At 53.2% G+C, this 25331-nt stretch carries 19 protein-coding genes; 13 read left to right on the forward strand and 6 right to left on the reverse strand.

Annotated features, from left to right (window positions below; translation table 11 throughout):
• Positions 1–7 precede the first annotated feature (7 nt).
• Positions 8–1381, forward strand: coding sequence for a sulfatase-like hydrolase/transferase (locus tag Pla144_RS17370; RefSeq protein ID WP_146451964.1), 1374 nt, complete (start codon positions 8–10; stop codon positions 1379–1381).
• A gap of 170 nt (positions 1382–1551) precedes the next feature.
• Complete coding sequence (locus Pla144_RS17375) at positions 1552–2910, forward strand: Nramp family divalent metal transporter (RefSeq protein WP_197530776.1); 1359 nt, start codon at positions 1552–1554, stop codon at positions 2908–2910.
• 664 nt (positions 2911–3574) lie between these two features.
• On the opposite strand, the gene Pla144_RS17380 is transcribed toward Pla144_RS17375, so the two are convergent.
• A complete protein-coding gene (locus Pla144_RS17380; protein WP_197530777.1) occupies positions 3575–5374 on the reverse strand; it encodes a chloride channel protein in 1800 nt (599 codons plus the stop codon).
• 278 nt (positions 5375–5652) lie between these two features.
• Between Pla144_RS17380 and serC the strand changes: the two genes are divergently transcribed.
• The 7 genes from serC (at position 5653) to Pla144_RS17415 (ending at position 13780) form a co-directional block, all read left to right on the forward strand.
• Positions 5653–6750 carry a 3-phosphoserine/phosphohydroxythreonine transaminase gene (gene serC, locus Pla144_RS17385; RefSeq protein ID WP_146451965.1) on the forward strand — a complete coding sequence of 366 codons (1098 nt, stop codon included), beginning with the start codon at positions 5653–5655 and terminating at the stop codon, positions 6748–6750.
• A gap of 70 nt (positions 6751–6820) precedes the next feature.
• A complete protein-coding gene (serA, locus tag Pla144_RS17390) occupies positions 6821–8449 on the forward strand; it encodes a phosphoglycerate dehydrogenase (protein WP_146451966.1) in 1629 nt (542 codons plus the stop codon).
• 266 nt (positions 8450–8715) lie between these two features.
• Entirely contained in the window at positions 8716–8934 is a 219-nt protein-coding gene (locus tag Pla144_RS17395; RefSeq protein ID WP_146451967.1) for a BON domain-containing protein, read from the forward strand.
• Positions 8935–9400: 466 nt separating this feature from the next.
• A complete protein-coding gene (locus tag Pla144_RS17400) occupies positions 9401–10183 on the forward strand; it encodes an N-formylglutamate amidohydrolase (RefSeq protein ID WP_146451968.1) in 783 nt (260 codons plus the stop codon).
• A 5-nt stretch (positions 10184–10188) separates the two neighbouring features.
• Entirely contained in the window at positions 10189–12150 is a 1962-nt protein-coding gene (locus tag Pla144_RS17405) for a flavohemoglobin expression-modulating QEGLA motif protein (RefSeq protein ID WP_197530778.1), read from the forward strand.
• Positions 12150–12653 carry a hypothetical protein gene (locus tag Pla144_RS17410; RefSeq protein ID WP_146451970.1) on the forward strand — a complete coding sequence of 168 codons (504 nt, stop codon included), beginning with the start codon at positions 12150–12152 and terminating at the stop codon, positions 12651–12653. Before Pla144_RS17405 ends, Pla144_RS17410 begins: the two co-directional genes overlap by 1 nt.
• Before the next feature lie 83 nt (positions 12654–12736).
• On the forward strand, positions 12737–13780 hold the full coding sequence (locus tag Pla144_RS17415) for a glutathione synthetase (RefSeq protein WP_146451971.1): 1044 nt from the start codon (positions 12737–12739) through the stop codon (positions 13778–13780).
• A gap of 190 nt (positions 13781–13970) precedes the next feature.
• On the opposite strand, the gene Pla144_RS17420 is transcribed toward Pla144_RS17415, so the two are convergent.
• A complete protein-coding gene (locus Pla144_RS17420) occupies positions 13971–14747 on the reverse strand; it encodes a 3-keto-disaccharide hydrolase (protein ID WP_146451972.1) in 777 nt (258 codons plus the stop codon).
• A 537-nt stretch (positions 14748–15284) separates the two neighbouring features.
• Here Pla144_RS17420 and Pla144_RS17425 point away from each other — a divergent pair.
• Together Pla144_RS17425 and Pla144_RS17430 are read left to right on the forward strand one after the other, a co-directional pair.
• A complete protein-coding gene (locus Pla144_RS17425) occupies positions 15285–17015 on the forward strand; it encodes an IS1634 family transposase (RefSeq protein WP_146451973.1) in 1731 nt (576 codons plus the stop codon).
• A gap of 270 nt (positions 17016–17285) precedes the next feature.
• Positions 17286–18248: a hypothetical protein gene (locus Pla144_RS17430; RefSeq protein WP_146451974.1), complete on the forward strand. Its 963-nt coding sequence runs from the start codon at positions 17286–17288 to the stop codon at positions 18246–18248.
• Here the strand turns inward: Pla144_RS17430 and Pla144_RS17435 are convergent.
• The 4 genes from Pla144_RS17435 to Pla144_RS17450 form a co-directional block, all read right to left on the reverse strand.
• Positions 18232–19074, reverse strand: a complete 843-nt coding sequence (locus tag Pla144_RS17435) for a sugar phosphate isomerase/epimerase family protein (RefSeq protein WP_146451975.1) — start codon at positions 19072–19074, stop codon at positions 18232–18234. The two genes, Pla144_RS17430 and Pla144_RS17435, sit on opposite strands and share 17 nt — an antisense overlap.
• A gap of 29 nt (positions 19075–19103) precedes the next feature.
• Positions 19104–19949: a phytanoyl-CoA dioxygenase family protein gene (locus Pla144_RS17440; protein ID WP_146451976.1), complete on the reverse strand. Its 846-nt coding sequence runs from the start codon at positions 19947–19949 to the stop codon at positions 19104–19106.
• 65 nt (positions 19950–20014) lie between these two features.
• Positions 20015–21706 carry a SpoIIE family protein phosphatase gene (locus tag Pla144_RS17445; protein WP_146451977.1) on the reverse strand — a complete coding sequence of 564 codons (1692 nt, stop codon included), beginning with the start codon at positions 21704–21706 and terminating at the stop codon, positions 20015–20017.
• 208 nt (positions 21707–21914) lie between these two features.
• The gene (locus tag Pla144_RS17450) at positions 21915–22463 is read right to left on the reverse strand and encodes a cysteine hydrolase family protein (protein WP_146451978.1); all 549 of its coding nucleotides are present in this window, start codon (positions 22461–22463) and stop codon (positions 21915–21917) included.
• 188 nt (positions 22464–22651) lie between these two features.
• Here Pla144_RS17450 and Pla144_RS17455 point away from each other — a divergent pair, with 188 nt between their 5' ends.
• Positions 22652–23665: a DUF6973 domain-containing protein gene (locus Pla144_RS17455; protein WP_146451979.1), complete on the forward strand. Its 1014-nt coding sequence runs from the start codon at positions 22652–22654 to the stop codon at positions 23663–23665.
• A gap of 313 nt (positions 23666–23978) precedes the next feature.
• Complete coding sequence (locus Pla144_RS17460; protein WP_231936423.1) at positions 23979–25187, forward strand: DNA polymerase Y family protein; 1209 nt, start codon at positions 23979–23981, stop codon at positions 25185–25187.
• Positions 25188–25331: the final 144 nt, after the last annotated feature.

The raw sequence follows: 25331 nt of genomic DNA on the forward strand, positions 1-25331 counted from the left end.
TGATGCAATGAGTTACTTCACCAAAATTCTTATTGCCCTTCTTTTCAGCAACTTGGTGGTATGCACAACTTTTGCTGTCGAGCATGATCGCCCCAATGTCGTCTTGATTCTCTCGGACGACCAAGGCTGGCAAGACTATGGGTTCATGGGAAGCAATGTCGTGCAAACGCCTCATCTTGACCGATTGGCAAGGAACAGTCTGCTCTTCGAACGTGGTTATGTCGTCTCGCCGTTGTGTCGACCTTCGCTAGCCTCGATTGTGACTGGGCTCTTTCCACATCAACACGGTGTTTGTGCCAACGACGTAAGTCCAGCAAGTGGGCTGGAAAGACAGAAAGCGAACCAACCGGTTTACGAAAGTTTTCATCGGCATCCAAGTTGGATTCGCACCCTCGTTGAAAATGGTTACCTGGCATTCCAATCGGGCAAGTGGTGGGAAGGTTCTTGGCATGACGGTGGATTTACCCACGGGATGACCCATGGAGATTCTACTCGAGGTGGTCGGCATGGAGACGAAGGCTTGAAGATTGGCCGACAAGGATTGGCACCTATCACTCAATTCATCGATCAAGCAGTTGCCGCCGAAAAACCATTCGTGGTTTGGTATGCTCCCTTCATACCACACACTCCTCACAATCCACCTCCCGAGATTCTCAAGAAATATCAAATTGCAGGCCGTCCAGTAAACCTGGCAAGATACTATGCCATGTGCGAATGGTTTGATTCGACCTGCGGCGAACTCCTCGGTCATCTGGAGAAACACCAGATCACGGACAACACGCTCGTGGTGTTTCTGGCTGATAACGGATGGGCAGCACGAGATGACACTTCAAAACTTCCAGAAGGATGGTGGAACGATTACGCTCCTCGCTCTAAGGGGTCTCCATTTGAAGAAGGTATTCGCACGCCGATCATGATTTCTTGGCCAGAAGCAATCCCCCCCGGCCGAAGTACTGATCTCGCGAGCAGCGTGGATGTGATGCCAACTGTTTTGAACGCTTGTGGACTGAACACGCCGGCCGATCTGCCGGGAATCGATTTGCGAGACGAAACAGCCCGACGAAATCGCGACACGGTGTTTGGAGCCGCCTACTCGATCCACAACATGAACCCTGGCGACCCTGAATCTACGTTGCAATACCGTTGGTGCATTCAGGACACCTGGAAACTTATACTGCGGAGCCATGGCAGCGACATTACCCGCTACAAGACAGTGCATGAGTGGGACGATGTCCCCGCGAGACTCTACAACCTGAAACTGGATCCGGGAGAGAACAAGAATCTCTCCTCTGAGGAACAGGAGACCGTGCGGGAGTTGAGCAAACGAATTGCAGAAGTAATTCCGGCAACGTTTGAAGATAGATCTACTCCTACGAATTGAAAAGTGAAGCCGGGAGATTCGTCTACGATTATTCATATGAGAACTGCAAAGGTTGGTCATTAGTTTAACAACGAACTAACGTGCCGCTTCTCTTGCTGAAGAACTCTTTGAGCTTTACACTCTCATCTGCTTTTTGCTGCTCTTCAGATTCAATTTGGTGAAGGTTCATCTTGCTTCCGCGCGATCCCTACGTCCTCGATCCGGCTTCCATTCAAGAGCCACCCACTCGCTTTCTTGACCAATTGAAATACTGTGGGCCTGGGTTTGTGCTCTCGGCTTCCATCGTGGGTTCGGGGGAATTGATTGCCACTACTACTCTGGGTGCGAAAGCAGGATTCGCTACCTTGTGGGTTATCCTAGTGAGTTGCCTCGTGAAGGTCGTGCTGCAATTGGAGTTCGGCCGACACACGATCCACCATGGCGAGACTGCTCTGGTGGCGATCAACAAGCTCCCTGGTTGGCGTTTTCGCGGGAGACATTGGACGATCTGGTTCTGGTTGGCACTGTTGCCAATCAAGATTCTGCAAATGGGGGGAATCGTCGGGGGACTCTCTATCCTCATGAATCTAATCGTGCCTGCAGTTTCACTCACGGCGTGGTGTGGGATCGTGGCAATTACTGTTGCCGTTCTCGTGTTCAGCGAACGCTACAAGATGATTGAACTGATGTCGCTGAGCATGACTTTCGTCTTCACGATTTTAACTTTGGTATCGGTTGCCGCGCTCCAGTGGACCGCGTATGCCATTAATGGGCGAGATATCCTGAATGGCTTACAGGGTCAAATTCCACCTGGCGCGTTGCTGTTCGTGTTTGCCGCGTTCGGACTGACGGGCGTTGGTGGCGACGAGATTATGCAATACACCTATTGGCTTCTGGAGAAAGGCTACGCCTCGCGGGTAGGTCCTTACAAACAAGGCGATGCTGATTGGCTGCGGCGTGCCCGTGGTTGGACCCGGGTGATGGTGTTCGATGCCCTCTTGTCGATGGTCGCGTACACCACCGTCACGGCGGCATTTTATGTCTTGGGCGCCGCAGTGCTTCACGCTCGCGGTGACATTCCTGCCGGCAATGCAATGGTTGCTACCCTGGCAAACATGTACACCGAGTCACTCGGCCCGTGGGCGCGTGGGGTCTTCTTGGCTGGCGCATTTTTCGTGCTTTTTTCAACGGCCTTCTCTGCACTGGCCGCTTGGACTCGGATCTATAGCGACACATTCAGCCAATTCGGGTGGATCGAATTCACAGATCAAGTGGTGCGAGTGCGAACGATCAAGATACTAGCTTGGGTCTTCCCCGCACTGTGGGCGACTGTTTTCCTGTGGATCGAACAACCTGTGACGATGGTCATGCTAGGCGGCTTGGCCACGGCAGCGATACTATTGATCGTCGTTGTCGCTGCCATTGACTTCCGCTATCGCCGGTCGCTACCAGAACTCGCCCCTGGTATTTTCTACGACGTGGTGTTCTGGATCAGCACCGTCTCAATTGTCACTCTGGCCTGTTACGGCATCTGGACGGCGCTGAAGTAAAATAAATCTCGTAGCCGCGTCACTCCAGGACTCGGATTTCCTGCGCCGAATCTTCCGGCCAAAGCATCCGCCGGGCAACCGCGACTTGCGCGAAGCCATCAGTCATTGCTCGCTTCTGCGCACCGCGGCGGGGGTTTTGTCGCGGTCATTTTGTAGAAATCTTTTTTTACAAAACAAAACCCCCTCTTTTCCTAAACGTCCAAATCGGTCCAACTCATTGGCAGACAACGTCTTACGTAGCAGAAGACTGTTGATGTTTTAGGGAGTTTTGTAAGACAAAACTCAACTCCTCCGCGACAAAACCCCACGTGCTTCGCGCAATCGAGCGCTGAGCGAGTCCCGACGGATCCCTAGCCGTGTCGATACGCGCGAGGTGGCTACCTGAGCTAGAAAGAAACGGATTCAATTGTCAAACAACAGCGCAGCACCAACGTGGGCCACGGCAACTTGTGCAAAGGCCGATTCTAACAAATCGCGCGGCCAAAAGCTTGCGCAAAGTTGCGAAAAAGTGCCAGAGAAGAAGGAACCGCCACGTGACTAGGCTCATGGTTCGCGAGCAAACAAAGGGTAGTGGCCTGGTGAAACAGAAGATTCTTTCCGCACTCTCAAGAGCTAGATGCCAGCAAGCCAATGAAATGAAAAGACGATCTGCGTAGGCAGCACCTTATTCGTGGTGCTGCATCTTCGAGACGCGATCGTGGTAGGCACCAATCACATCGTGGCGGCTGAGCATGCCGATGACATGGCGGGGGGCTTCCTCTTCTACGATTGGCAGGTAGTCGATGTTTTTTTGCGTGAATCGTCGCAGGGCTGTGTGGAGGTCATCTTCTGCTTTAACTGTTAGAACAGGTTGCGAAGCAATGTCGGCGGCCACAATGAGTGCTCCGGACCCGTTGCCGGTGAGGACTGCTCGCAAGTCGCGGAGCGAAAAGATGCCCGCCAATTGCTTTTCATGATCCACAACTGGGTAATAGCTGTTGTTAGAGTAAGAAGCCAGGCGGAGAATTTCGGTGAGCGGCATGTCTTCGGGGATCAGATCAACTTTGCGGTCGAGGTGCATCACGTCGCGAACGAACATCTGTTCCAAGACATCCACCACAAAATCGCCTTGGTGGGCTGGGCTGTCGACCAGACCCGGCACCTGCTCTTCGTAAAGGCTCCAGCGAGATGAGAGTACGGCGACATTGATAATACATACCAACATCAGAGGGACGAGCAGATTGTAGGTGCCGCTCATTTCGCAGACCATCAACATGGCCGTTAGCGGCACGCGAGCGACCCCGGAGAAGAAGCCTCCCATTCCCACCAGCACAAACGCTTCGGGATGAGTGATTAGGTTGGGGAACAATTGTTGGCAGGCCATGCCAAAGGCCCCTCCGAGCATTGCCCCGATGAAGAGTGAAGGAGCAAACACGCCGCCGCTGCCGCCAGAGGATATCGTGAATGAGGTGGCAAATATCTTGCCGAAGCAGAGCACGATCATTATCCCCAAGGTCAATTCTCCGTCGATGGCTTTTTGAATCCAGCCGTAGCCACCGGACATCAAATGGGGCAGCCAGATAGCAAGTGTTCCCAGCATCAGCCCGCCGATGGCAGGTTTAATGAAGTTCGGGATCGGCATCGGCCGGAATATGCGATTACGCATGCCGTAGAAGACCAGCACATAGATATAGCCTACGATGGCGCAGAGCACAGCAAAAACCAGGTAGAGGGGTATCTCAGCCGCTCCACCAAATTGCAGTCCAGGGGTAGTTTTGAATGCCAGGCCTGGACCATAAATCTGTGCGAACACGGTGTAGGCGGTTATCGAGGCGATGAAACAAGGAATGACCGCTGCCGTTTCGAGTGCCGTCGAACTATACAAAACCTCGCTGACGAATAATGCTCCGCCCAGCGGTGCGCGAAAGATGGCCCCGATTCCGCCAGCCGCACCAGCAAGCATGAGTAGGCGACGGTCGCGTTCACTCAAACTCAATTTGATCGCCAGGAACGAGCCGAACCCTGCTCCAATTTGAGCGATCGGTCCCTCACGGCCTGCGGATCCCCCTGTGCCAATGGTGATGATCGATGCCACGGTCTTTACGAAAGGGACGCGTCCCCGGATACGGCCGCTGAGTCGGTGGAATGCACGCACAAGGGCATCGGTGCCGTGGCCTTCGGCCTCGGGTGCGAGTCCAAAGACGATTATTCCGCAGGCCAGACCACCGATTGTCGGCACCAGCAAGACCATCCACCAATTCGATGGATTCTGAGGCGCATGTTCAATCGTCTCACTACCAGCGGCGGGGGGGAAATAGCCGACGACCCCTCCCAGCATAGCCCCTTGGAACCACATCAGAAGAAAAAAGAAGAGGGCAGCACCCAGGCCAGCAACAATCCCCACTATAGGGCTGAAAAAGACAAGGCGTCCAGAGGACTCGGTATCGAAAATGGAAGTAAAATACTGCCGAATTTGCTGGAACACGCCCACCCTCAATTGCAAACGGAGACTCACGGGTAGTCGTTCAGTCTACTTCGGTTGCGGGGATGTCACAAGTTGCAGCGTTCATGGTGCGACGTCTCTAAAATGTGCATCCAGTGAACTATTGTCCGCCGATTCGGTCATTTTGATACGAACTTCACCCATCGCCAACCGTGGCTCGAATCACTAAAATGGCCCCTTTTGAGGATCAGATTAGAAGGTGAATCGGCCGTTGTGCTTTCTTGCCGCCACTTCCAGATACAAAGGATGAATCTAACAACATGACCCAACGGGCTTACAACTTTGCCGCAGGACCGGCAGCGCTTCCAGAATCGGTGTTGGAACAGGCGCAGCGTGAAATGATGGCTTTGCCAGGACCGAAAGCTTCGATCTTGGAGATCAGCCACCGGTCGCCGACATTCAAGGAAATCATTGAATCCGCCGAGAAGAACATACGCACGTTGTTGGGTATCTCGGACGATTATGCTGTGTTGTTTCTCCAAGGCGGTGGTCGACTCTTGTTCTCGATGATACCGATGAACCTGCTTACTAAGGAGCAGCCCAGTGCGGATTACATCCTCACGGGCACCTGGGGCAAGGCCGCCATCAAGGAAGCCAAGAAGCTAGGTTCCATGAAAGTGGCTTGGGATGGTGCCGACGACAAGTACACCTACACACCCGCCGACTCGGATTTAGAACTCAACCCCAATGCGGCGTTCGCGCATTACACCTGTAACGAGACGATTGAAGGGGTGCAGTTTCCGACTGAACCGCAGACGGGGCAGGTTCCTTTGGTCTGTGACGCTTCGAGCGACTTCATGCACAAGCCTCTCTCGGTCGATCGCTATGGCATGATCTATGCTTGTGCCCAGAAAAATATGGGACCCGCTGGTGTGTCGATCGTCGTTGTGCGCAAGGATTTGCTAGAGCGGTCCAGCGATGAACTTGGTAGTTATCTCAATCTCAAGCTGCATGCTGATGAAGGGTCGCTGATGAACACGGCCCCCACATTTGCCATCTATGTAGTGCGTTTGGTGACCGACTGGCTTCTAAACGATATTGGCGGCCTGGAGAAGATGTATGCCATCAATCAGCGTAAAGCCAAGATGCTCTACGAGGTGCTTGACCAAAGCGGTGGATTCTACGAAGGGCATGCCCGACAGGATTCTCGGTCGCTGATGAACGTCTCTTTTCGATTGCCGAGTGAAGAGCTCACGACTGCGTTTCTCAAGCAGTCGGAAGCGGCAGATCTTACATCACTTGCAGGCCATCGTTCGGTCGGTGGCGTTCGGGCGTCGATTTATAATGCGGTTCCCGTGGCCGGCGTTGAGGCCCTGCGAGATTTCATGATTGATTTTCGGGATAAGCACGCGAATTAGAATCTGCCGTGTGATGCGTTGCATCAGGGCTAGCAACTGACCACTGACCACTGACCACTGACCACTAACTATGCACAAAGTCATTGTACTCGACGATTTATCTCAAGAAGGCCTCGATCTGTTGAAGGCCGCGCCGGGCTTTGAATACGAGGTCCGCACGGGACTCAAGGGCGCGGATCTCCGCGAGGCCCTCGGGCAATTCGACGGTGCGATTTGTCGAAGTGGTGTAAAGCTTACTCCTGACGTGCTGGAAGGATTGAAGCGGTTGAAGGCCGTCGTACGGGCTGGTGTGGGGACTGACAACATTGATAAGGCGGCTGCCACGCGGGCGGGTGTCGTGGTGATGAACACCCCTGCGGGCAACACGCTCAGTACGGCCGAGCATACGATAACATTGCTCTTGGCAATGTCGCGCAACGTGGCCCCGGCGTATCAAAGCTTGTGTGAAGGGCGCTGGGATCGCAAGCACTACATGGGATCGCAAGTGGCGGGCAAAACGCTTGGCATCGTCGGTCTGGGTCGCATCGGCCTAGCCGTCGCCGAACGAGCGCTTGCCTTGGAGATGAAAGTGATCGGGTACGATCCATTTCTCTCGAAAGAGCGAGCCCAGGAGTTAGGCATCGAACTGGTGGATACCGTGGCGGCGATGCTGCCAGATGTTGACTATCTTACTGTCCATACGCCACTCACCGACGAGACCCGCAACCTGATAGATGTTCCACAACTGGAGATCATGAAGACAGGTGTGCGGTTGGTGAACTGTGCTCGGGGTGGCATTTATAACGAGGCGGCGCTCGTGCAGGGTTTAGAGTCGGGCAAGATCGCCGGGGTCGCTCTCGACGTGTACGTTGAAGAGCCTTGCACGGACAGTCCCTTGTTTGGCATGCCGGGAGTTCTATGCACACCGCACTTGGGGGCCAGCACTGAAGAGGCTCAGACACAGGTTGCCGTCGAGGCGGTGGGCTTGCTCACCGACTATCTCGCCAACGGGACGATTCGCCATGCCGTGAATGTCGCCCCACTAGATGCCAAGACCATCGAATCGCTTCGAGGGTATCTGGATGTCGCCTACCGCCTGGGCATGTTGCTCGCCGGCCTTAAAGAAGGGGCGGCACGCCAATGTCGACTCGTCTACCGAGGTGAAATAGCCGATCGTGATATCAAGGTGCTCAATGCCACGTTTGCTGCTGGCTTGCTCAAACATGCGCTTGATCAAGAGGTCAACCTGGTCAATGCCGAATTGATGCTCCGCGAACGGGGGATCGAACTCTCGACAGAGTCGCATAGCGAGATGGGTTCTTTCCGTTCATCGATGTCGGCCGAGTTACAGACTGACGCCGGAAAGCACAAAGTCGCGGGTACTGTTTTCGGCCAATCGATGCCGAGGCTGGTTGCGCTGGATGGCTATCGGCTTGAAGCCTACCTTGATGGCTGCTTGCTAGTTTTTACTCACAAGGACGTTCCCGGCATCATCGGTGGCGTGGGAACTGTCTTCGGTCAGCATGGCGTGAACATCGGCCAGATGGCGGTCGGTCGCGCAGGCGAACAAGCTGGAGGCGATGCGATTGGCATCCTCAACCTCGACGCTCCCCCCTCTCCCGAGGCACTAGAGGGTGTTCGACAATTGGCCGCCATCGGAAGTGCCAAGGTAATCCACCTCCCCCCTGCAGGCGAATTGCCCTCCTGGTTGCAAGGGTGAGAAGAATTGCGATTTGGGTACTAATGGCTCGAAGACGTTCGGGAAATGGTATCCATACTGCAAGATATTGACCTCTCGGAGTCTGCATCTAAACGGTAGACTCCGCACGACCCGACGCATTTCCTCCCAATCGTTGTGCAGAATCCCATAGTTGCTCTCCCCAAACCAAATTTATGACCCATATTCTTACGGGCCATGATCTTGCCGGAGTTCGCAGCCCTCCCGCCGTATCCCTCTCCAATCAGGTTTTTGCAAGCAGGCAAGCCATGGCAACCTTATGTCCTCTCTTTGAGCAAGTTCAGGGCGCCCTCTCGGGCAATCCCTATTTCGCAGCCAAGCAATTCCGCGTCGAAACCAACGACGGCACGGTCCGTCTGGAAGGCACGGTCGGTTCCTTCTACCAGAAACAGATGGCCCAAGAAGTGGTCCGTCGCCTGGATGGTGTGCAAGGGATAGAGAATCAACTGCAAGTTAGTTGGTCGTAGCAGAACTGTTAGGGATTGCTATTAGCTGTTAGCCAGACGGATGAGTCGGCTTTCTTGCCGAAAGAGTATTCCTCATCAAGCTCCAGCAATACCTCATTGTTTAACTCCGCCAGATGCCCCTCAGAATGTAGAGAGATATAGCGCCCGGTGAGCATCTATTCTGCTCTGGTGTCGAGAAGGCGCTTCGCATGTGGGTCGGTTTGGTCTAGCTCGGGTTCCGTGTCCTCCAGAACATCATTGCCATGTCCTTGTGGCAGATCACTTTTCCGCCGCGGTACTCCACCTCTGCGGCCACCCGATTTCGTGGGTAACACATCCCAAAGCACTCCGGTAAGTTTCTCCTCGACCTTGCCCTAAGGTGGTGTTTTCAAGAGCTTATTCTAAATCGGCGAGAGATTACTCTACCCTTGGCGTGCCAAATGCTGTTTAGTAGATGGTACCTGTCAGGAATTATCAGGAGCAATATATGACCGAGCAAATCTGGCGATTAGATAGAGGCATTGGCCCCCTTGTGGCGACGGCTGTTCATGACGGACATACAGTGCGGAACGAATTGGCCGGGTATCTGGCGCTGACCGATGCTGAGCGGCTCCGAGAGGAAGATCCGTTCACTGGCAACTGGACCCAAGTGGCCGCAACACGCGTCGTTGGTATACGGTCCAGATTCGAAGTCGATTTGAATCGGCCGCGCGATAAGGCGGTTTATCAAACTCCTGAAGATGCCTGGGGATTACTTGTTTGGAAAGGCCGCGTGCCCGGTGAGTTGTTCCAAGTCTCTTTGGCAGAATACGATGCTTTTTATGATGCCATGCACGAATTGTTCAGCGACCTTGTTCGGCAGCACGGCCACTTTGTTGTGTTTGATTTGCACACCTATAATCATCGCCGCCAAGGTCCTAATGGCCCTGAGGCTGACTCCAAAGGCAATCCCCAGGTCAACATTGGCACAGGAAGTTTAAACCGCGAAAAATGGGGGCCAGTGATTGATGCTTTTATCGACGCGCTTCGGGCGTTCGACTTTCCAGGGGGCAAACTCGATGTGCGCGAGAACGTAAAATTTCAAGGAGGCAATTGGCCTCGGTGGATACACGAGAAGTATCCTGAGAGTGGCGTCGCCATTGCCATTGAATTCAAGAAGTTTTTCATGGACGAGTGGACAGGCGAGCCGGAGCAAGAATTCCTGGAAGCGATTGAAGATGCATTGCGTTCTACGGTGCCGGCTGTACTAGACGCTTTAAAAAGGATTTAGCGAAGGTGACGAAGGCAACGGAAAAAACCAGTAAACGAAAAACTGGCGAGCGGCTGAAGCATGAAATCTCGTCGTCGCTCGTTGATGGGATTTGTGAGCGGCTAGCTCGCAACCTGCGCGTGCGGCGTACACTACCAAGCAAGGGGCGGTTGCATATTGACCGACAATTACCGTTCTTGTGCATTTACCGCCGTCCGGCTGACTCCACAGATGCAGGAACTGAAAAACTGGTTAAAGGGGAGGCGGCCTACTTGGTAGCCCCGGGCGTGAAGTCGTTTCATGACAGCCTCGCAAATCTGGTAGGAGGCGTTGTCAAAACTCTTTCCGCCGAGTTTGGCGCCTTTCTGATCGTCGAAATTTGGGCTGCTCCCGATGGCGGCAGAGCAAATGACCCTGCGATCCACACTGTGTTGCCGACATTCTCGATTCATGCACCTCCAACAGGACTAACGCGTACCGTTGAAGCACTACAGAAACGACTAGCTAGGGTCAAAGTGCTCAAACAGGGTGTCAATGTCAAAGTGGTACGTGATGGACAGACTCACCCGCCGGATCTGAACCCACTGATTACCGAAACTGTAGCCAAGGAACTGAATAGCTCATTTCTAGGTATCTCCATTCCGCCAGTGTATCGCAGGCCGAACTCGACAGAGGAGTTTCCTTTACTAGCGCGTTCCCTGCGGAACAATTTAAGTCTAGCCCTGAGGCAAGCCTATTTCGAGTTTGTGCGCGCACGAACCACGCATCGGCCACCCCATTTCCACTCACTGGGACGTAAGGCAGTCGTTAAAGCTGTTTGGGATGTTGACGAGAAATTGGCAGCGGTGAGCAATCAATTCGACTATCTCTTGCAACTGACTCCAGTGAACACAAACGGGGCCTGGAAACAGTTTCAAGCTGGGGGATTCGATCGCGTGCCAGAGTTTCATTACAGGCCAGTGCCGATTGATCCCACAGTGCTCAAACGTGAGCTATACAAGGTTCCAATCGAGCGCACTGAAGATCCGGCATTGCAGCGACTCTTTCAAGAGAAACAGGAAGAGTTGGAACTGAAAATCTCGATGCTGCGTGACCGCGACACGCCCCGATTCTTGTACGAGAGCTTGCAACTGTTCGGCGGCGTAAAGGATGATCTTCTGCAGTTAGCTAAAGATCTACTTAATCAACTAACTGCCAAAAGCAGCGAGGACCAGGGGATCTCTCTCTCGGCAGAGGCCTTCGCAGGGCTTGCCGAAAAAGAATTCGACTTGTATCGACATGTGTGCCCTGATTTCAAAGCAAAGACCCATGTGGCTAGTGACGTCAATGGGCTGATCGTATCGCGAGGCAAGCTACTCATCAATTCTGAACTTAGTTTGCCACCTTCGCGGGTCAAGGCACTCTTGGCCCACGAAGTCGGCACCCATTTGTTGACCTATTACAACGGTCGCCAACAACCATTTCGACTTCTATACTCTGGTCTGGCAGGCTATGAAGAGTTGCAAGAAGGGCTTGCGGTCTTGTCCGAATACCTGGTTGATGGATTGAGCCACAATCGGATGAGGCAGCTTGCTGCCCGCGTCGTGGCTGTACGGCAGCTGACCGACGGGGCATCCTTTGTGGAAACCTTTCGCTCGCTCGAGCGTGACTACGGATTTAGCCAGCGCCCCGCATACAATATCACCATGCGAGTTTATCGGGGCGGCGGTTTGACCAAAGACGCGGTTTACCTGCGTGGACTGAGGGCGATTCTGAAGTACGTTCAAAAAGGGGGTGACTTACATGTGCTGATGGTCGGTAAAATTGCGGTTGAGCATATCCCTATCATCAAGGAACTCCAGTACCGCAAGGTGCTCAGACCGGCACCGATCCTCCCTCGTTATTTGGAGGACGTCGCAGCAATAGAGCGACTGGAACGTCTGCGTGGCTCAGTAGGCTCAGTCCTGGACCTGGTGAGCCAACTCACCACCGAGAATGGAAACTCTTGATGAAAATAGGACTCGTGGTCAATGTCATGGACAGTGATGGATCGGGTGCCACCACGTACCGGCTCGCGGCAGAAGCAATCAACGCGGGCCACGAAGTGTGGGTCATGAGTACCGGGAGCTTGTCCTACAACCCCGACGACACAATTCGCGCATTCGCACGCACCGTTCCGCCGGGGAATTATACGTCGGAAAAGTTTCTTGAAGTTTTCAAAAGCAATCAGTCCGTGAACAAGTGGATAACGGTTGACGAACTTGACGTGCTCCTGCTGCGCAATAACCCCTCGGTACAAAAAGCTTGGGCTCAGTTGGCCGGTATCCATTTTGGCCGCCTGGCCATGCGGCATGGTCTGATCGTTTTAAATGATCTCAACGGCTTAGGTAGTGTGCAAAAGTTTGAGAAAGTCAACTTCTCACACGCCGTTCTGGAATCGCTCGAGCGAAAATCGGAATACATGCAGTATAATCGTAGAAATTTTAGTAACGTGGAACTAGCTACACTGTAATTGCTGTTCAATGAAAAGATCTGATGCGCAGGAATCAATTGCCTGGCGTTTTCAAGTCGAGTACTCAACCGAAAGAGATATCGATGAAGATAGGATTTATTGTTAACGACGTAATGACCGAGGAACCTGGATTTACGACCACGCGACTCGCACACGAAGCCCACAAGCAAGGTCATGAGGCATATATTTTTGGCGTGGGAGATATTGCGTACGATCCCGACGAGTACATTCGAGCCCGCGCGAGGACAGTACCAGCGAAGAAATACGCTTCCCATGAAAACTTTCTCAAAGATATTCAAAGTGCGAAAGGAGTCAAGCAGCGTATTACGGTTGACGATCTCGACGTATTGATGCTCAGGAATGTTCCCTCAGACGATTATCTGAAGCGTCCCTGGGCCTCGGTGACGGCGTCGGAGTTTGGCAGAGTGGCCATGCGGCGAGGGGTGATCGTGGTAAATGATCCTAATGGTCTGTCTAAAGCGTCGAGTAAGATGTACTTCCAGTTATTTCCCGAGGAAGTGCGACCGCGCACTTTAATTACACGAGACCGCGACGAAATAAAGGCGTTTGCTAAGGAGGAAGGACGCTGTGTGATGAAACCGCTCCAAGGGTCCGGCGGTGCGAGCGTTTTTCTTGTCAGGGAAAGTGACATACCCAATCTTAATCAGATGATTGACGCAGTGAGCCGTGACGGGTTCGTCATCTGCCAAGAGTATTTGCCCGCTGCGGAACATGGCGACATGCGCCTATTCATGATGAACGGACGGCCCTTGCAAGTGAAGGGTAAATACGCGGCCTTTCGGCGTCTGCGAGGTGGCGACGACATGCGAAGCAATATTCACGCCGGCGGCAAGTTGGCTGTCGCCGAAGTTACGGAAAAAGATTTGAAGATTGCTGAGATAGTCAGGCCGAAACTTGTCCAAGATGGAATGTTCTTAGTCGGACTAGACATCGTGGGCGACAAGCTGATGGAGATCAACGTGTTCAGTCCTGGTGGGCTGGGCAGCGTGCAGAAACTCACCAAGATCAACTTCAACAAATACGTGATCGGCGCACTGGATCGCAAGGTGAAATACATGAATTTCTATGGTCGCACCTTTGATAACGTGGATATGTGCACGCTTTGACTCGAAAAAAGAACTGTTCTTGTGTAAACGTTATCAAAGCTACCTCTGCAACATGTTGGTTCCCTTGACGGAGAGAAGTGCGTTATTCAAGCTTCTGCCCATCGATGTACGACTCAAAAATGCTTGGAAGGGAGGTCAGAAGACTGGAAGCAAAGTCCGACAGAATCCATACTACTACATCTCGTAACGGCTACCGCTGCTGCTCAAGATTCAGAAGTTCCACATTTCGAAACTCCACCGGGTGTCCCTCGGATTGCAAGGAGATCGTTCCCCCGGTGAGAAGCTTTTCTGCTCCAGCGGCGAGGAGCTTTTTTGCGACGGTGTCAGTGTCGTCGAGTTGGGGTTGGCTGTATTCCAGCACAACCTCACCGTTGATCTTGTGGCGGATGAGTTTACTGCCATCGACTTCTACTTCGGCAGTGACCCATTGATCGCCGTGGTAGGTGGGGCTAGTGCTGTTGACGCAATGCTGGGTGAGAAGTTTGCCGTTCTTCACCACGTGAGTGCCAGGGGTGCAAAGGTTCCCTGTGTGGCGGGTGTGCGTGCCGTCGCCGCCCAAAAGTTGTACTTCGATGGAGACGGGGAAGTCTTGATCGAGCGTCATTGACTCTGGCTTCTGGCCATGGATCATGATGCCGCTGTTGCGGAGCGCCCAGGCGGGGGCGTTAGGCGTTTGCTCGCCGACGATCCGGTACTCCAGTTTCAAAACGTAATTGGAAAACGGCTGATTGTAAAAAAGGTGGCCAAATCGATCTTTGAAGTCGCCGACGTAGTTGTCGTAGGAAACTTTAAGTACGCCGTCTTCGACGCGAAAAGTGTCGGCAAAGTTTTCACCTGCGGGGTAGCCTTTTATTTTGGGTGTCCAACCGGTAAGGTCTTCACCATTGAAGAGTTTGATCCAGCCGTCACCAGATCGTGGTTGCTCAATTGCTTGGGCGAAAGTATTCAGCGCGGGCAGAATAAGCATTAGGGCAGCAAACAAATTTCGTGCCCTCGCCACAATCAAAGATCTTGAACAGGAGGTAGCGGAGCATGAGTTGTGAGCCACGAATAGGTACTCCCGGTGGTTATTATGATTCGCTGATGAGTTTATTGGATATTATTCGAACCGCAACTGAGTTCGTGGTTTTTCTTGGCGCCACGCTCCGCTCCGCCTCGCGGAACTCGGCAGGCGCGTCGCGGCTAACGTGCTGCTTATGGCCATTTTGATGCGAAATCATGGGCGGTGCTGCTACTGGATTCGTGGATGAGATCCCCGAAATGCTTCCATTGGTGCCACTCTTGTTTGGACTTCGGAAGTTAGCCCAAGTTCCACAGTTGAAGACTGATCGTGTTTTTCTCCAAGTTTTTTGACCTACCGGACGGGCGATTTTTGGTAGGCCTGGTTGGTTAGGTCGTTGTGGTCGCAAGCTGCAGAAACATTTCACCAAGCCGAATAGTTTGATCGCGTTGTAGTGAAGACTTTTCGTGTTGAGCATGGCAGTGCGAGTTGTAAAATTCGGGCATGTTCATTCGTCCGTGCTACCGTCGAAAGGACGGCCGACGCCACGCTTACTGGGCGCTCGTCGAATCGTATCGGAGCGAGCGTGGACCGCGACAACGCACCGTTGCGTACCTCGGCCAACTCGATGAAGCAGGGCGGCTTGGCGTCAAGCGTGCAGCTAAGGGAAACAAGAAGCCGGGCGAGCAGCAACTGCAACTTTGGGAAGGCGACTCGCCCGCGCCCGAATGGGTCGAAGTGGACACGACCTCCGTGCGCGTCGAGAACCAGCTGGCATTCGGTGGGCCGTGGCTGGCTCTGGAGATGATCCGCAAACTGCGCCTGGACAACTTTCTCAAGCGGACGATTCCCAAAGGGAAAGAAGACATTCCGTGGTCATTGATGGCCCAAGTGTTGGTAGTCTGCCGGCTCTGCAACCCATCAAGCGAGCTGCACATCGCCGAGCATTACTATCGCAGTACCGCGATGAATGAGCTGTTGGGCGTTCCGCCAGAGAAGGTTTACGACGAGCGTTTGTACCGAGCGCTCGACGCTTTGTTGCCGCACAAGGAGGAGTTGGAAAAACACTTGAAGCACAGGCTCGGCGAGTTGTTTGGTCTGAAGTATGATCTCCTGTTGTACGATGTGACCAGCACCTATTTCGAAGGCGAGGCGAGGGGCAATCCGCTGGCTCAGCGAGGCTATTCTCGCGACAAACGGTCCGACTGCAAACAGGTATGCATTGGCCTGGTGGTTTCGCAGTGCGGCATGCCACTGGGCTACGAAGTCTTCGAGGGAAATCGAACGGACGTGACCACGGTCGAAGAAATCGTCGAGACGATGGAACGCCGTTATGGCAAGGCGGATCGCATCTGGGTCGGCGATCGCGGGATGATGTCAAAGAAGAACATTGAGTTTCTCAAGTCCGGAAATCGTCGTTACATCATCGGCGCCTCCAAAGCTTCACTCAAGCAGTTTGAACAACAACTTCTGGCGGACGATTGGCGGCAGATTCGTAAGGGGCTTGAAGTGAAACTGTGTCAGTCTCCCGAAGGCGACGAGGAAGTTTACATCCTATGTCGTAGCAGCGATCGGCGCGAAAAGGAAGAGGCCATGCACCGGAGGTTCGAGCAGCGGATCGAGCAAGAGCTTCAGAAGATCGAAGCAAGCTGTCAGCGTCGCAAATGGAAGAAGGAAGTCATCGACCGCCGGATTGGGAGCGTAATGGCAAAGAACAGCCGCGCGGCGGGTCTGTTTGAAGTGGACGTCCAAGAGGCAACTGACGGCCGCGCAACGATCAGCTGGGAGAAGAAAGACGCCTGGCGGGATTGGGCCAAGCTGAGCGAAGGCTGTTACCTGCTGCGTAGCAACGTCAAAGACTGGTCGTCCGAGGAGCTATGGAAGGCATACATCCAGTTGACCGAAGCGGAGGCGGCGTTTCGGATCCATAAAAGCGACCTCAAGATTCGTCCCATTTGGCATCAGCGCGAGGATCGCGTGCTGGCGCACATCCTGGTCTGCTTTCTCGCCTACGTGCTCTGGAAAACGTTGCACCAAATAGTTCAAGCCGCCGGCCTGGGCGACGAGCCGCGCCGCGTGCTCGACGAGCTGAGCAAGATCAACATGGTCGACGTCGTCCTGCCCACGCGATGCGGCGTCGAAATCCGCCGCCGCTGCATAACGCAACCGACCGACCACCAAGCAATCCTACTCCAACGGATGGGGCTTCATCTCCCAAGACGGAAAAAAGATTGACCCGAATGTAGTGAAGATTTTTGCACGCCCACCCTCAAAAACAAGCATTTCGCCGCCACAACTGTGGAACTTGGGCTAGCTCAGCGCACTGAGGTTTTCTTTAAGCTCAGTTGTCGTCTGCGGCGCAGTCAGGACGATGTCAACTGACGCCTGCGTCAGGCAGCAGCGGTAGCGAAACCCAGGGTACTTGCAGTGTTGCCTGATTGTGGGGAAATCGTCATTGAATGTTCACAGGATGGGGCCTGCTGCCAATGCTAGCTGGCACGGTCTGTGGAATCGTTAAACTCTGCCACGATTCTCGCCGAACTTGGAAAGGAGGTTTTCTTTTCTAGTTCTGCGCTTATCGATATCGAGTTTGCCATGCGCTTAATTTGCTTCGTTCTGATAGCTCTGCATAATCTCTGCTTGGGTAGCTATGGTTTTGCAGACGACACACAGTTTACGCTCGATGAATTCTACGAGCCAGAGATTGCCCAAGCGGCGATCGTGGATTCGGCTGTCGAGCCGGCTAGTTACAATTGTCAATCATGTTGGAATTGCAATGCGAATTGCGAGTGCGACTCATGCACGCAGACAGTCAGTTGGCTCTCAGGGCCTTATTTCAAATTGGGTTTGACTAGCGTGCTCGGCGATGGGCTCTTGGACGAGAATCGGGAAACTGGATACACAATATCGATGGGAGGTCGGCAACCGGTAGGGCCGGGGCTGGGAGGTCGAAGATTGTTCTTCGATGTCGGCGGATCGTACCTTCAAGCAGAAGGGACGACAACCCGAAATGTGCAGGGAAATCAAGTCAACACAACCACCAATACATCCACTATTGTCGACAACGCTTTTCAAGTGACACTTGAGGAAGTCCGCCGGGCAGGCGCGCATGCAGGAGTCGGGTGTTATTTCGGTTCGCTCCTCGACGATAGAAGCGAGGATCCCCAGGCACGACTAGGACTTGTCGTGGGAGGACGGCTTTCGCACATCCACGGTGTCTTTGACACGCAACAATTGGTAGTTCCACCAGCGGGCAACACGCTTACCCAAATTAATGCCAAGTCAGACATGGCAGGAGGCATTTACGTCGATTTCGAAGCCCTTGTCTTGAAGCGAAGTTCGCCGCTCGGGGATCTACAATGGACCATTGACGGTGAATTCGCACACGACTGGATCGACATCTCGAATTTTGAAAAACGAGGTCTAGCTACGGCGTCGTTGCTATTCGGGTTTATGGTAGTGCGCTAAGCCGCGAACGACAACCGAGTTGCTGCATGATGTCGTTGGTCTTTTCGTACGCTTCCGTCACCCATTCAACAATCTTTTCGGGCTGGGGAGAGTATTCTAGTTCGATACTGACTGTTCGATCAAAACCTGTATCACGGATTGCAGCCAGATAATCTATGATCGGCGTAACTCCTCGGCCCGGGGGGAGGTCGCCATGCACCTTGCCATCGCAGTCCGACAAGTGGACATGAGCAATTCGCCCAGCAAGCCGACACACTTCACTCGGCGGGATCTTCATTAAGTGTAGGTGGGAGATATCGCAGTTGGCTTTAACGACTTCGGGCAAGTCGACGTCATCGAGAAATTGAATCATCGTATCGATGCTATTAATCAAAGAGAGTTTGAACGGCTCTAGCTCTATCGCGATTTCGAGTCCAAGCTCTTCCGCATAACGGCCGAGAGTTCTCACGTTCGCAACTCCGGTCTGCCATTGCTCGGCAGGTGGAATCACCTCCCGCTGCCAGATATATTCTCCAAGCACTAGAAGCAAATTATCGCAATGGAAGTCATTGCATAGATTCAAATAAGCCTGGCATCGTTCGACATGAAATCTACTGACCGACCGATTGAAATCGACCAGTCCAACTGCCACGCAGCAGATGCTCTTAATCGGTAGATTCAGATTAGCAGACGTCTTGGCGATCAGTTGCTTTTCTGAGGGATCGAGTTCCAACGGGTCGCAGAAGATATCGATCGTGTCAAAGCCAATCGCCTTTGTTAGTTCAATACCGAACTTCGTATCACGCCCCGCTTGAGCCAAAGCCGAATTAATCAGGCCCAACTGCATGACGGATCTGCCGATTCAAAAAAGGTAAGCTATTCTGCTTCAGGTGCCAAATCGCGAGAGCGCGCGCTTGAGTCTCTCGACGGGTCGAGCCACGCAACATTCGAAGTATCATCAGCAAATCGCTTGATGCCAATCTGAATAATTGCCTCATCAGAGATGCGATTGAGTGGCGTATAGAAAGGGTGATGCGAATCCTTGTAAGCCTCGTTGTGTCTCGCATTATAGCAACATATCATCGACCATCGCGGATTCTCCGACTTATTCTGATCGCTGCGGTGAAGCAGGTTCGAGTGGAACAATAAGGTATCGCCAGGTTTCATTTCGATGTATTCATGCTCGAATCGACCCAGGATGGCAGTCACGCGTTCCGCGTCGGCGCCAGCTTGATCCCCTGTTAATTGGTGATGAATTCGACCGCATTTGTGCGATTTCTTGATGACTTGCAGGCAACCATTTTCTCGCGTAGCTGAATCAACGGCGATGAAGGCGCTAACCAGATTAGGAGTAAGTACACCATTTTGATACCAATAACCATAATCCTGATGCCAAGTCCAGGCACCGCCAACACGGGCATCTTTCATTATCATTTTCGAGTGATAGTGATAAGGCTCATCTTGCAGGATTTGCTCGGCGGCGCCGACTAGTCGTTCGCAGCACGCAAATGCTCCATAAATCCCCTCACCGGGATGGTTCCACAGCGAAAGGCGGACGGCACCCCCTTCGCCATCGTCTCTGCTGAATGCATGATCGTCGAGTTGCTTGTCTTCCTTGGCGGCCCGGCGCAAAAGCTCAATCTCTTCGTTGCTGAACAATTCATCAATCAGGAGGTATCCATCCTCATGATATGTCTCGAGTTGTTGTTCGGAGAGCGGCATGATTTGATTTTTCTTTTTGTGATTGATATCGAGAAGATTCTGGAAGAGTTGAGGTGGATGTGAAATCAATCACGTCCCAAACAAACCAAGCACATGTCGTCGCTCTGGGGATAGTCTCCCGCGAATTGCCGTACATCATCAAGCAAGCGATTGCCCAGGTCGGCGTTGGTGGTGTTTTTGTCGCTGATTAACTCGATCATACGTTCTACGCCGTAGAGTTCGCGCTGTGAATTCATGGCCTCACTGAAGCCGTCCGTATAGATCGTGACAAAGTCTCCGGACTCAAGCACACGTTCGTAGGCCTCAAACTCGAAGTCGTCAATCACACCTACAGGCAGACCCGCCTCTTCGCCGCCGAGTTCGAGGATCTCGCCAGCGGAGTTGCGGAGGATAGGCGGCATGTGCCCGGCGTTTACTAGAGTTAAGCGATTGGTTGCAGGATCGACCACCGCAACAACCATGGTTACGAACCGGTCGTCCCAGCCATAGCCTGAAAAGATGGAGTTGATTTTTCCCAGTGCTTTGGCTGGATCGGGTTCGAGGGCTAGCCATAAACGGACATCGCTAGAAAGCTTGGCCATCAAGATGGCTGCAGGGACACCCTTGCCGGCAACATCGCCTAACACGACAGCAAACCGATTGTCGGGCAGCGAAATGTAATCGTAGTAGTCACCCCCGACTTGGAAAGCCGATTCGTAATACGCGAAGAAGTGGTAGCCGGTGACTTCGGGAGAATGATGGGGTAACAGGGCTCGCTGCATCTGCTTGGCAGCTTCCATGTCGCGTTGCAGGGCCATCTGGCTCATGGCTTCCTGGTGCAAACGCGCATTGTCGAGTGCGATGGATGCTTGGTTAGCGATACCCGCCAACAGCTGCAAGTCTTGATCGGTGAAGCGGCTACGCTGGTTATTGGTATCGATTTGCACGACTCCCAGCGATTCTCCATTACTGGCGATCATCGGGGCGCAGATTAGCGAGCGGATCTGAAAGTCGGCAATACTCTCGGCCATGCCAAACCGTTCGTCGGAGGAAGCGTCGGCAGAAAGGATGGCTCGTTTCCCTTCCATTGCCTGTTTGACGATTGTGCGACTGAACCGCATGTTTTCTTCGTCACTTACCTTGCGGGCCTTCGAGGCCACAGCCACCAGCGGGGCATTGGGCTGCGGACGCATGACGACGAACCCACGATCAGCCTGCACAAAGATGTTGAACAGACTGTCGAGAATCTTGGGGAGGATCTCTTTGACTGTGAGTGTGCTGCCGAGGTTGTTGGAGATCTCCACCAGGGCTTGCAATTGGGTCTCCGGTCGAGCCGAAACATTCCAGACCGAGGCCGAGCCTTTGCTCACGTCTAAAGTCGCCATGATCTCTGAGGTGGCGTCGGCGTCTTCCTCGGATTCTTGAACGAGAGTTTGCAGCAAGGAAGAGCTCCTGGGCATCTCGCCTGAGAGTGCCACAGGCGACTTACCGTCGTCGAAGACGAACAAAATGTCGCAGATCAACATCTGGTCGCCGTTCTTGAGTTCGCCACGATCCTCGACACGGACGTTGTTGATGTACGTGCCGTTGCGGCTTCCCAAGTCTTGGACAAAGATGCGGTCCTTCTCTTTTGTGAGGATAATGTGCCGCCGACTGACCGCAGCCACATCGAGCACCAGATCACACTCGGGACTCCGCCCCATGACCCAATGTTCACCGTCACCCAAGTCGTAGACGCGACCGATTTCACCCCCTTGTACGATCTTTAGTCCAGCCATGATTGCCTCGCAGTCTTGCGGTTGTCTGGTTTTTCGGTACGGTGCGACGCCGGTCGACGGCCAAGGTACCTTCCTCGGCGATCGGAACAGCAAGAGGTGTGAAGTGATGATTTTAAGGGGGGGCGCCGTGAGGCGTCAAGCAACGCGTTTCTTGAAAGCTGTGAGTTCGATACGAAAGTGTCGCGTCGAAGTGAGTCAACAGCCTGCTTTACTCTTGCAGTCTGGCAATCCAGCTCTCCACATCTAGTACCTCGCTGAGCAGCATCTGCTGTGCACAAAGGATCGAGCGGTGTAGCTCCTCAGCCGTTACTTTGCCGGCGGAATTGTCTAGGGCGAGCGTACCCGTGGCATCTTTCAGAAACTCGACGGTCAGGCCGCGGTGGACTGCCTGCCTGGCGGTTGTGTCGCAACACATGTGGGTCATGTACCCAGCGATGGTGATGGTGGTCACGCTGTGCTCGCGAAGCCAGTTTTCCAAAGGAGTGTTGGTGAAACTTCCTGGTAGGGACTTTTCGATCAATAGATCACGAGGTCGAGCGGCGACTTCAGGGTGTAGCTCCCAGCCGGGCGTCCCTTTTTGGAAGAATGGCATCTTGGGATCAGGGAAGTGATGCTGCACGACAAGCGTAGGCACGCGCCCTGCCGCGGCGTCCATCGATTTCAGGATCTGTCCCAGGTGCCCCACCGGGTGCGTGATAGGTAGCGCCCCGGTGAAGTATTCATTTTGTACATCGATAACCAATAGAGCCCGACTCATTTTAATATCCTCGTTGATAATTCCTGAATAGTGCGGCTCACGTCTCTTATCGGTAAACCTTTGGTAGCATTAATATTAGTTTATCCAGGGATCGGTACGGAGGAAATACAGATAAAAATCCAATGGGTTCCTCCGGAACCGGGCAAGCCGTAAAATCGTGGTGCATACATGTCCCTATGGAGAACGTTGTGACACGCAAAAAGAAAATCCTCTGTGGCTCATTCATCGCATTCTTGCTGGTGGTGCTTTTTGCCTATGTTGCTGCCTCCGTTGCGCTGGACCGTTTCTCTCGGCGACTCATGTCTGAGCTAGTCACGAAAGCAGAAACTAGAGGGATTGGCTTGTCACAGCCATCCTTTGAATCTGCGAGGCTGTCTCCATTTCTGTCGCCAATCTGGTCAGGTATCGCTGCTAAATTATCAAGGAGTCCTGATGAAAGTAGCTCTGAATGGGATTTGCAAGCTGACAGGGCAACGCTTCACTGGAAGTTCGACAACCGCGCTTTTTTGATTGCCCGTGGGGTCACGCTCTTCGATATTTCAGCAGGACCTCGTGGCCGCGAAATGACGGATCGCCAAATCATTGTGGATCATATTAGCTACCAGATTCCTTTCGACCTTTGGCATCCAAAATCGGTGATTCCAGCATTATTGCAAGAGTTTGAGCAATTGAGTTCCGAAGGTACGACGAGTTGGCCACTAGGAATCGATGGTGTGATTGTGTGCAAAGTCAAGAGCAAGCCCGTCGAATTGGACTTGGAAGTAGTGCAGCGTGGTAATGTGAACTCTCTTGCACTTATGGAAGAGGGCGTAGCATCGCTGTCAGATCTCTTTGAAGATAAACTGACCGAAACAGAAGTTGAACTCATCGCATCCTATCCCTTGCGCGCCGCTCGGCTGTTGCAAATCAAGGACACGGCCGAATCGACGTCCACGAAAGCGAATCAGAAAGATTCATCGGTCCCCCAAGACGCTTACCGCCATGTTCTTTGGAGCTATCTCTTAACACAAGCGTACGATGCGAAATTTGCTGAGGAAGTGGGGAATGCGCACGAAACTGGCGACACGGGAAACACCGAAGCTGAGCGCGAAATGGACCTCCATAATAACTCCATTGGCAGAAAGTATGCCAAACAAGGGATCAAGCAGGCTGGCGTCTTGAAGCAGTTGATGAGCGATCCTGAGGTTCAACATGCGCCCTAATCCTGCCAATGCTGTATTCTGACAACTTTGAGAATCGCATTTTTTTTGAACAGGAGGTCACAGAGTTAACGGAGAGCATAAAGATATTCTCGAATGCTAACTTCATCAATCAATGTCAACATGGTTAGTGAAGAATTAGTATTCCTCACCTATATTTAGTTCTCTTCTCAGTTGTCTTTGTTTCCTCCTGTTTCATGTCTCTGGTTGGGATCAGAGGCTGCTCGCGACTGTGTGTTTTTGCCAGTTTCTTGCGTTTAGTATCTCAGCGTACGCCTGGAGCCCAAAATATGTGTCGCGCTTGATATGTGTACTTATGTATACTATCTTGCGAGATATGATTGGTCACGTCGACGCAGATTGTTTTTATGTTTCCGCCGAACGGGTGCGCTATCCGCACTTGCGCGGGATGCCTGTCGGTGTGTTGGGGAATCACGGGGCTTGCATCATCGCCAAGAGTTACGAAATGAAGGCCGCTGGGGTGCCCACGGGGATGCCGATTTGGGAAGCGACGCCGATTTGCCCACAGGGGGTGTTTGTGAAGCGGGACTTCCGATGGTACGAAGCCTTGTCGCGCAAGATGCTGGCCATCGTCCAGCAGGCCAGCCCCCGCGTGGAGTTTTATTCCATCGACGAACAGTTCTTTAGCACGACCGAAAACACACGAGAGTTTGCTGGGCGACTCCAGACAGAGATTCTCCGGCAAGTGGGTGTGCCGGTGTCGATTGGCATTGCCCCCACCAAGACGCTGGCTAAATTGATCTCCGACTCCTCGAAACCGTTTGGCTACGAGGTGCTAAAAAGTGACAGTGAGCGACTTGCTTTGCTTCGTGATCGGCCCGTAACCGACGTCACCGGCATCGCCCGGCGAAGTGCCAAGCGCCTGGCCGAGCATGGCATCCACACCTGCGAAGAATTCGCCAATGCCGACCGGGCATTTGTTCGCTGGTTGCTCACCAAGCGAGGCGAAGATTTGTGGTGGGAATTGAATGGGACGCCGGTGCTCCCGATCCTGGTGGCCCGCCCCCGGCACAAGTTCGTTTCCCGGGGAGGAAGCATCGGCAAGGCGAGTTGCGATCCGCAGCGGGTCCATGCCTTTGTGGTGCGAAATATCGAACGGCTGGTCGAAGCCCTCGCCCACTACCGCATTTGCTGCGACTCGCTGATTCTCACGCTGCTCTTTACCAACGAACCGGAGCGGTCGCTCCGCAGCAGCCTGTTGGGAAGTCGCGCCGATTTTGAGGCCCTGCTCGAAGCCGCCATGCACCTGCTCCCCCGCGTCTGGCAGCCCCGCTCGGCCTATGTCCACTACATGCATGTCATCGCCGACGGCCTGCGCCCGCTCACCAACCGGCAGCGGAGCCTTTTTGAGCAATCACAACTGGTAGATATCAAGCGGAAGATCAATAATGAGATGGGCCGATTCGCCTTGCGCAGCGGGGCCACCCTGCCCTTGGTCGACGTCTATGGCGATGCAGCCAACGAATACGACATCTGCGACATTTACGGAAAGAGTTGTTTCTAGTAGCAGTTAGTCGTTAGCTATTAGCCAGAAAGATTCGGGCAAGAATAAGGTTGAACGCAGAGATGATCAGAGAAAACACAACAACTTATTTCTCTGCGCCTCAGCGACCTCTGCGTTTTCAAAATAATCCGCGCAAATCCGCTG

Origin of the sequence: Bythopirellula polymerisocia (genome assembly GCF_007860015.1) — a bacterium.
Taxonomy (GTDB): domain Bacteria; phylum Planctomycetota; class Planctomycetia; order Pirellulales; family Lacipirellulaceae; genus Bythopirellula; species Bythopirellula polymerisocia.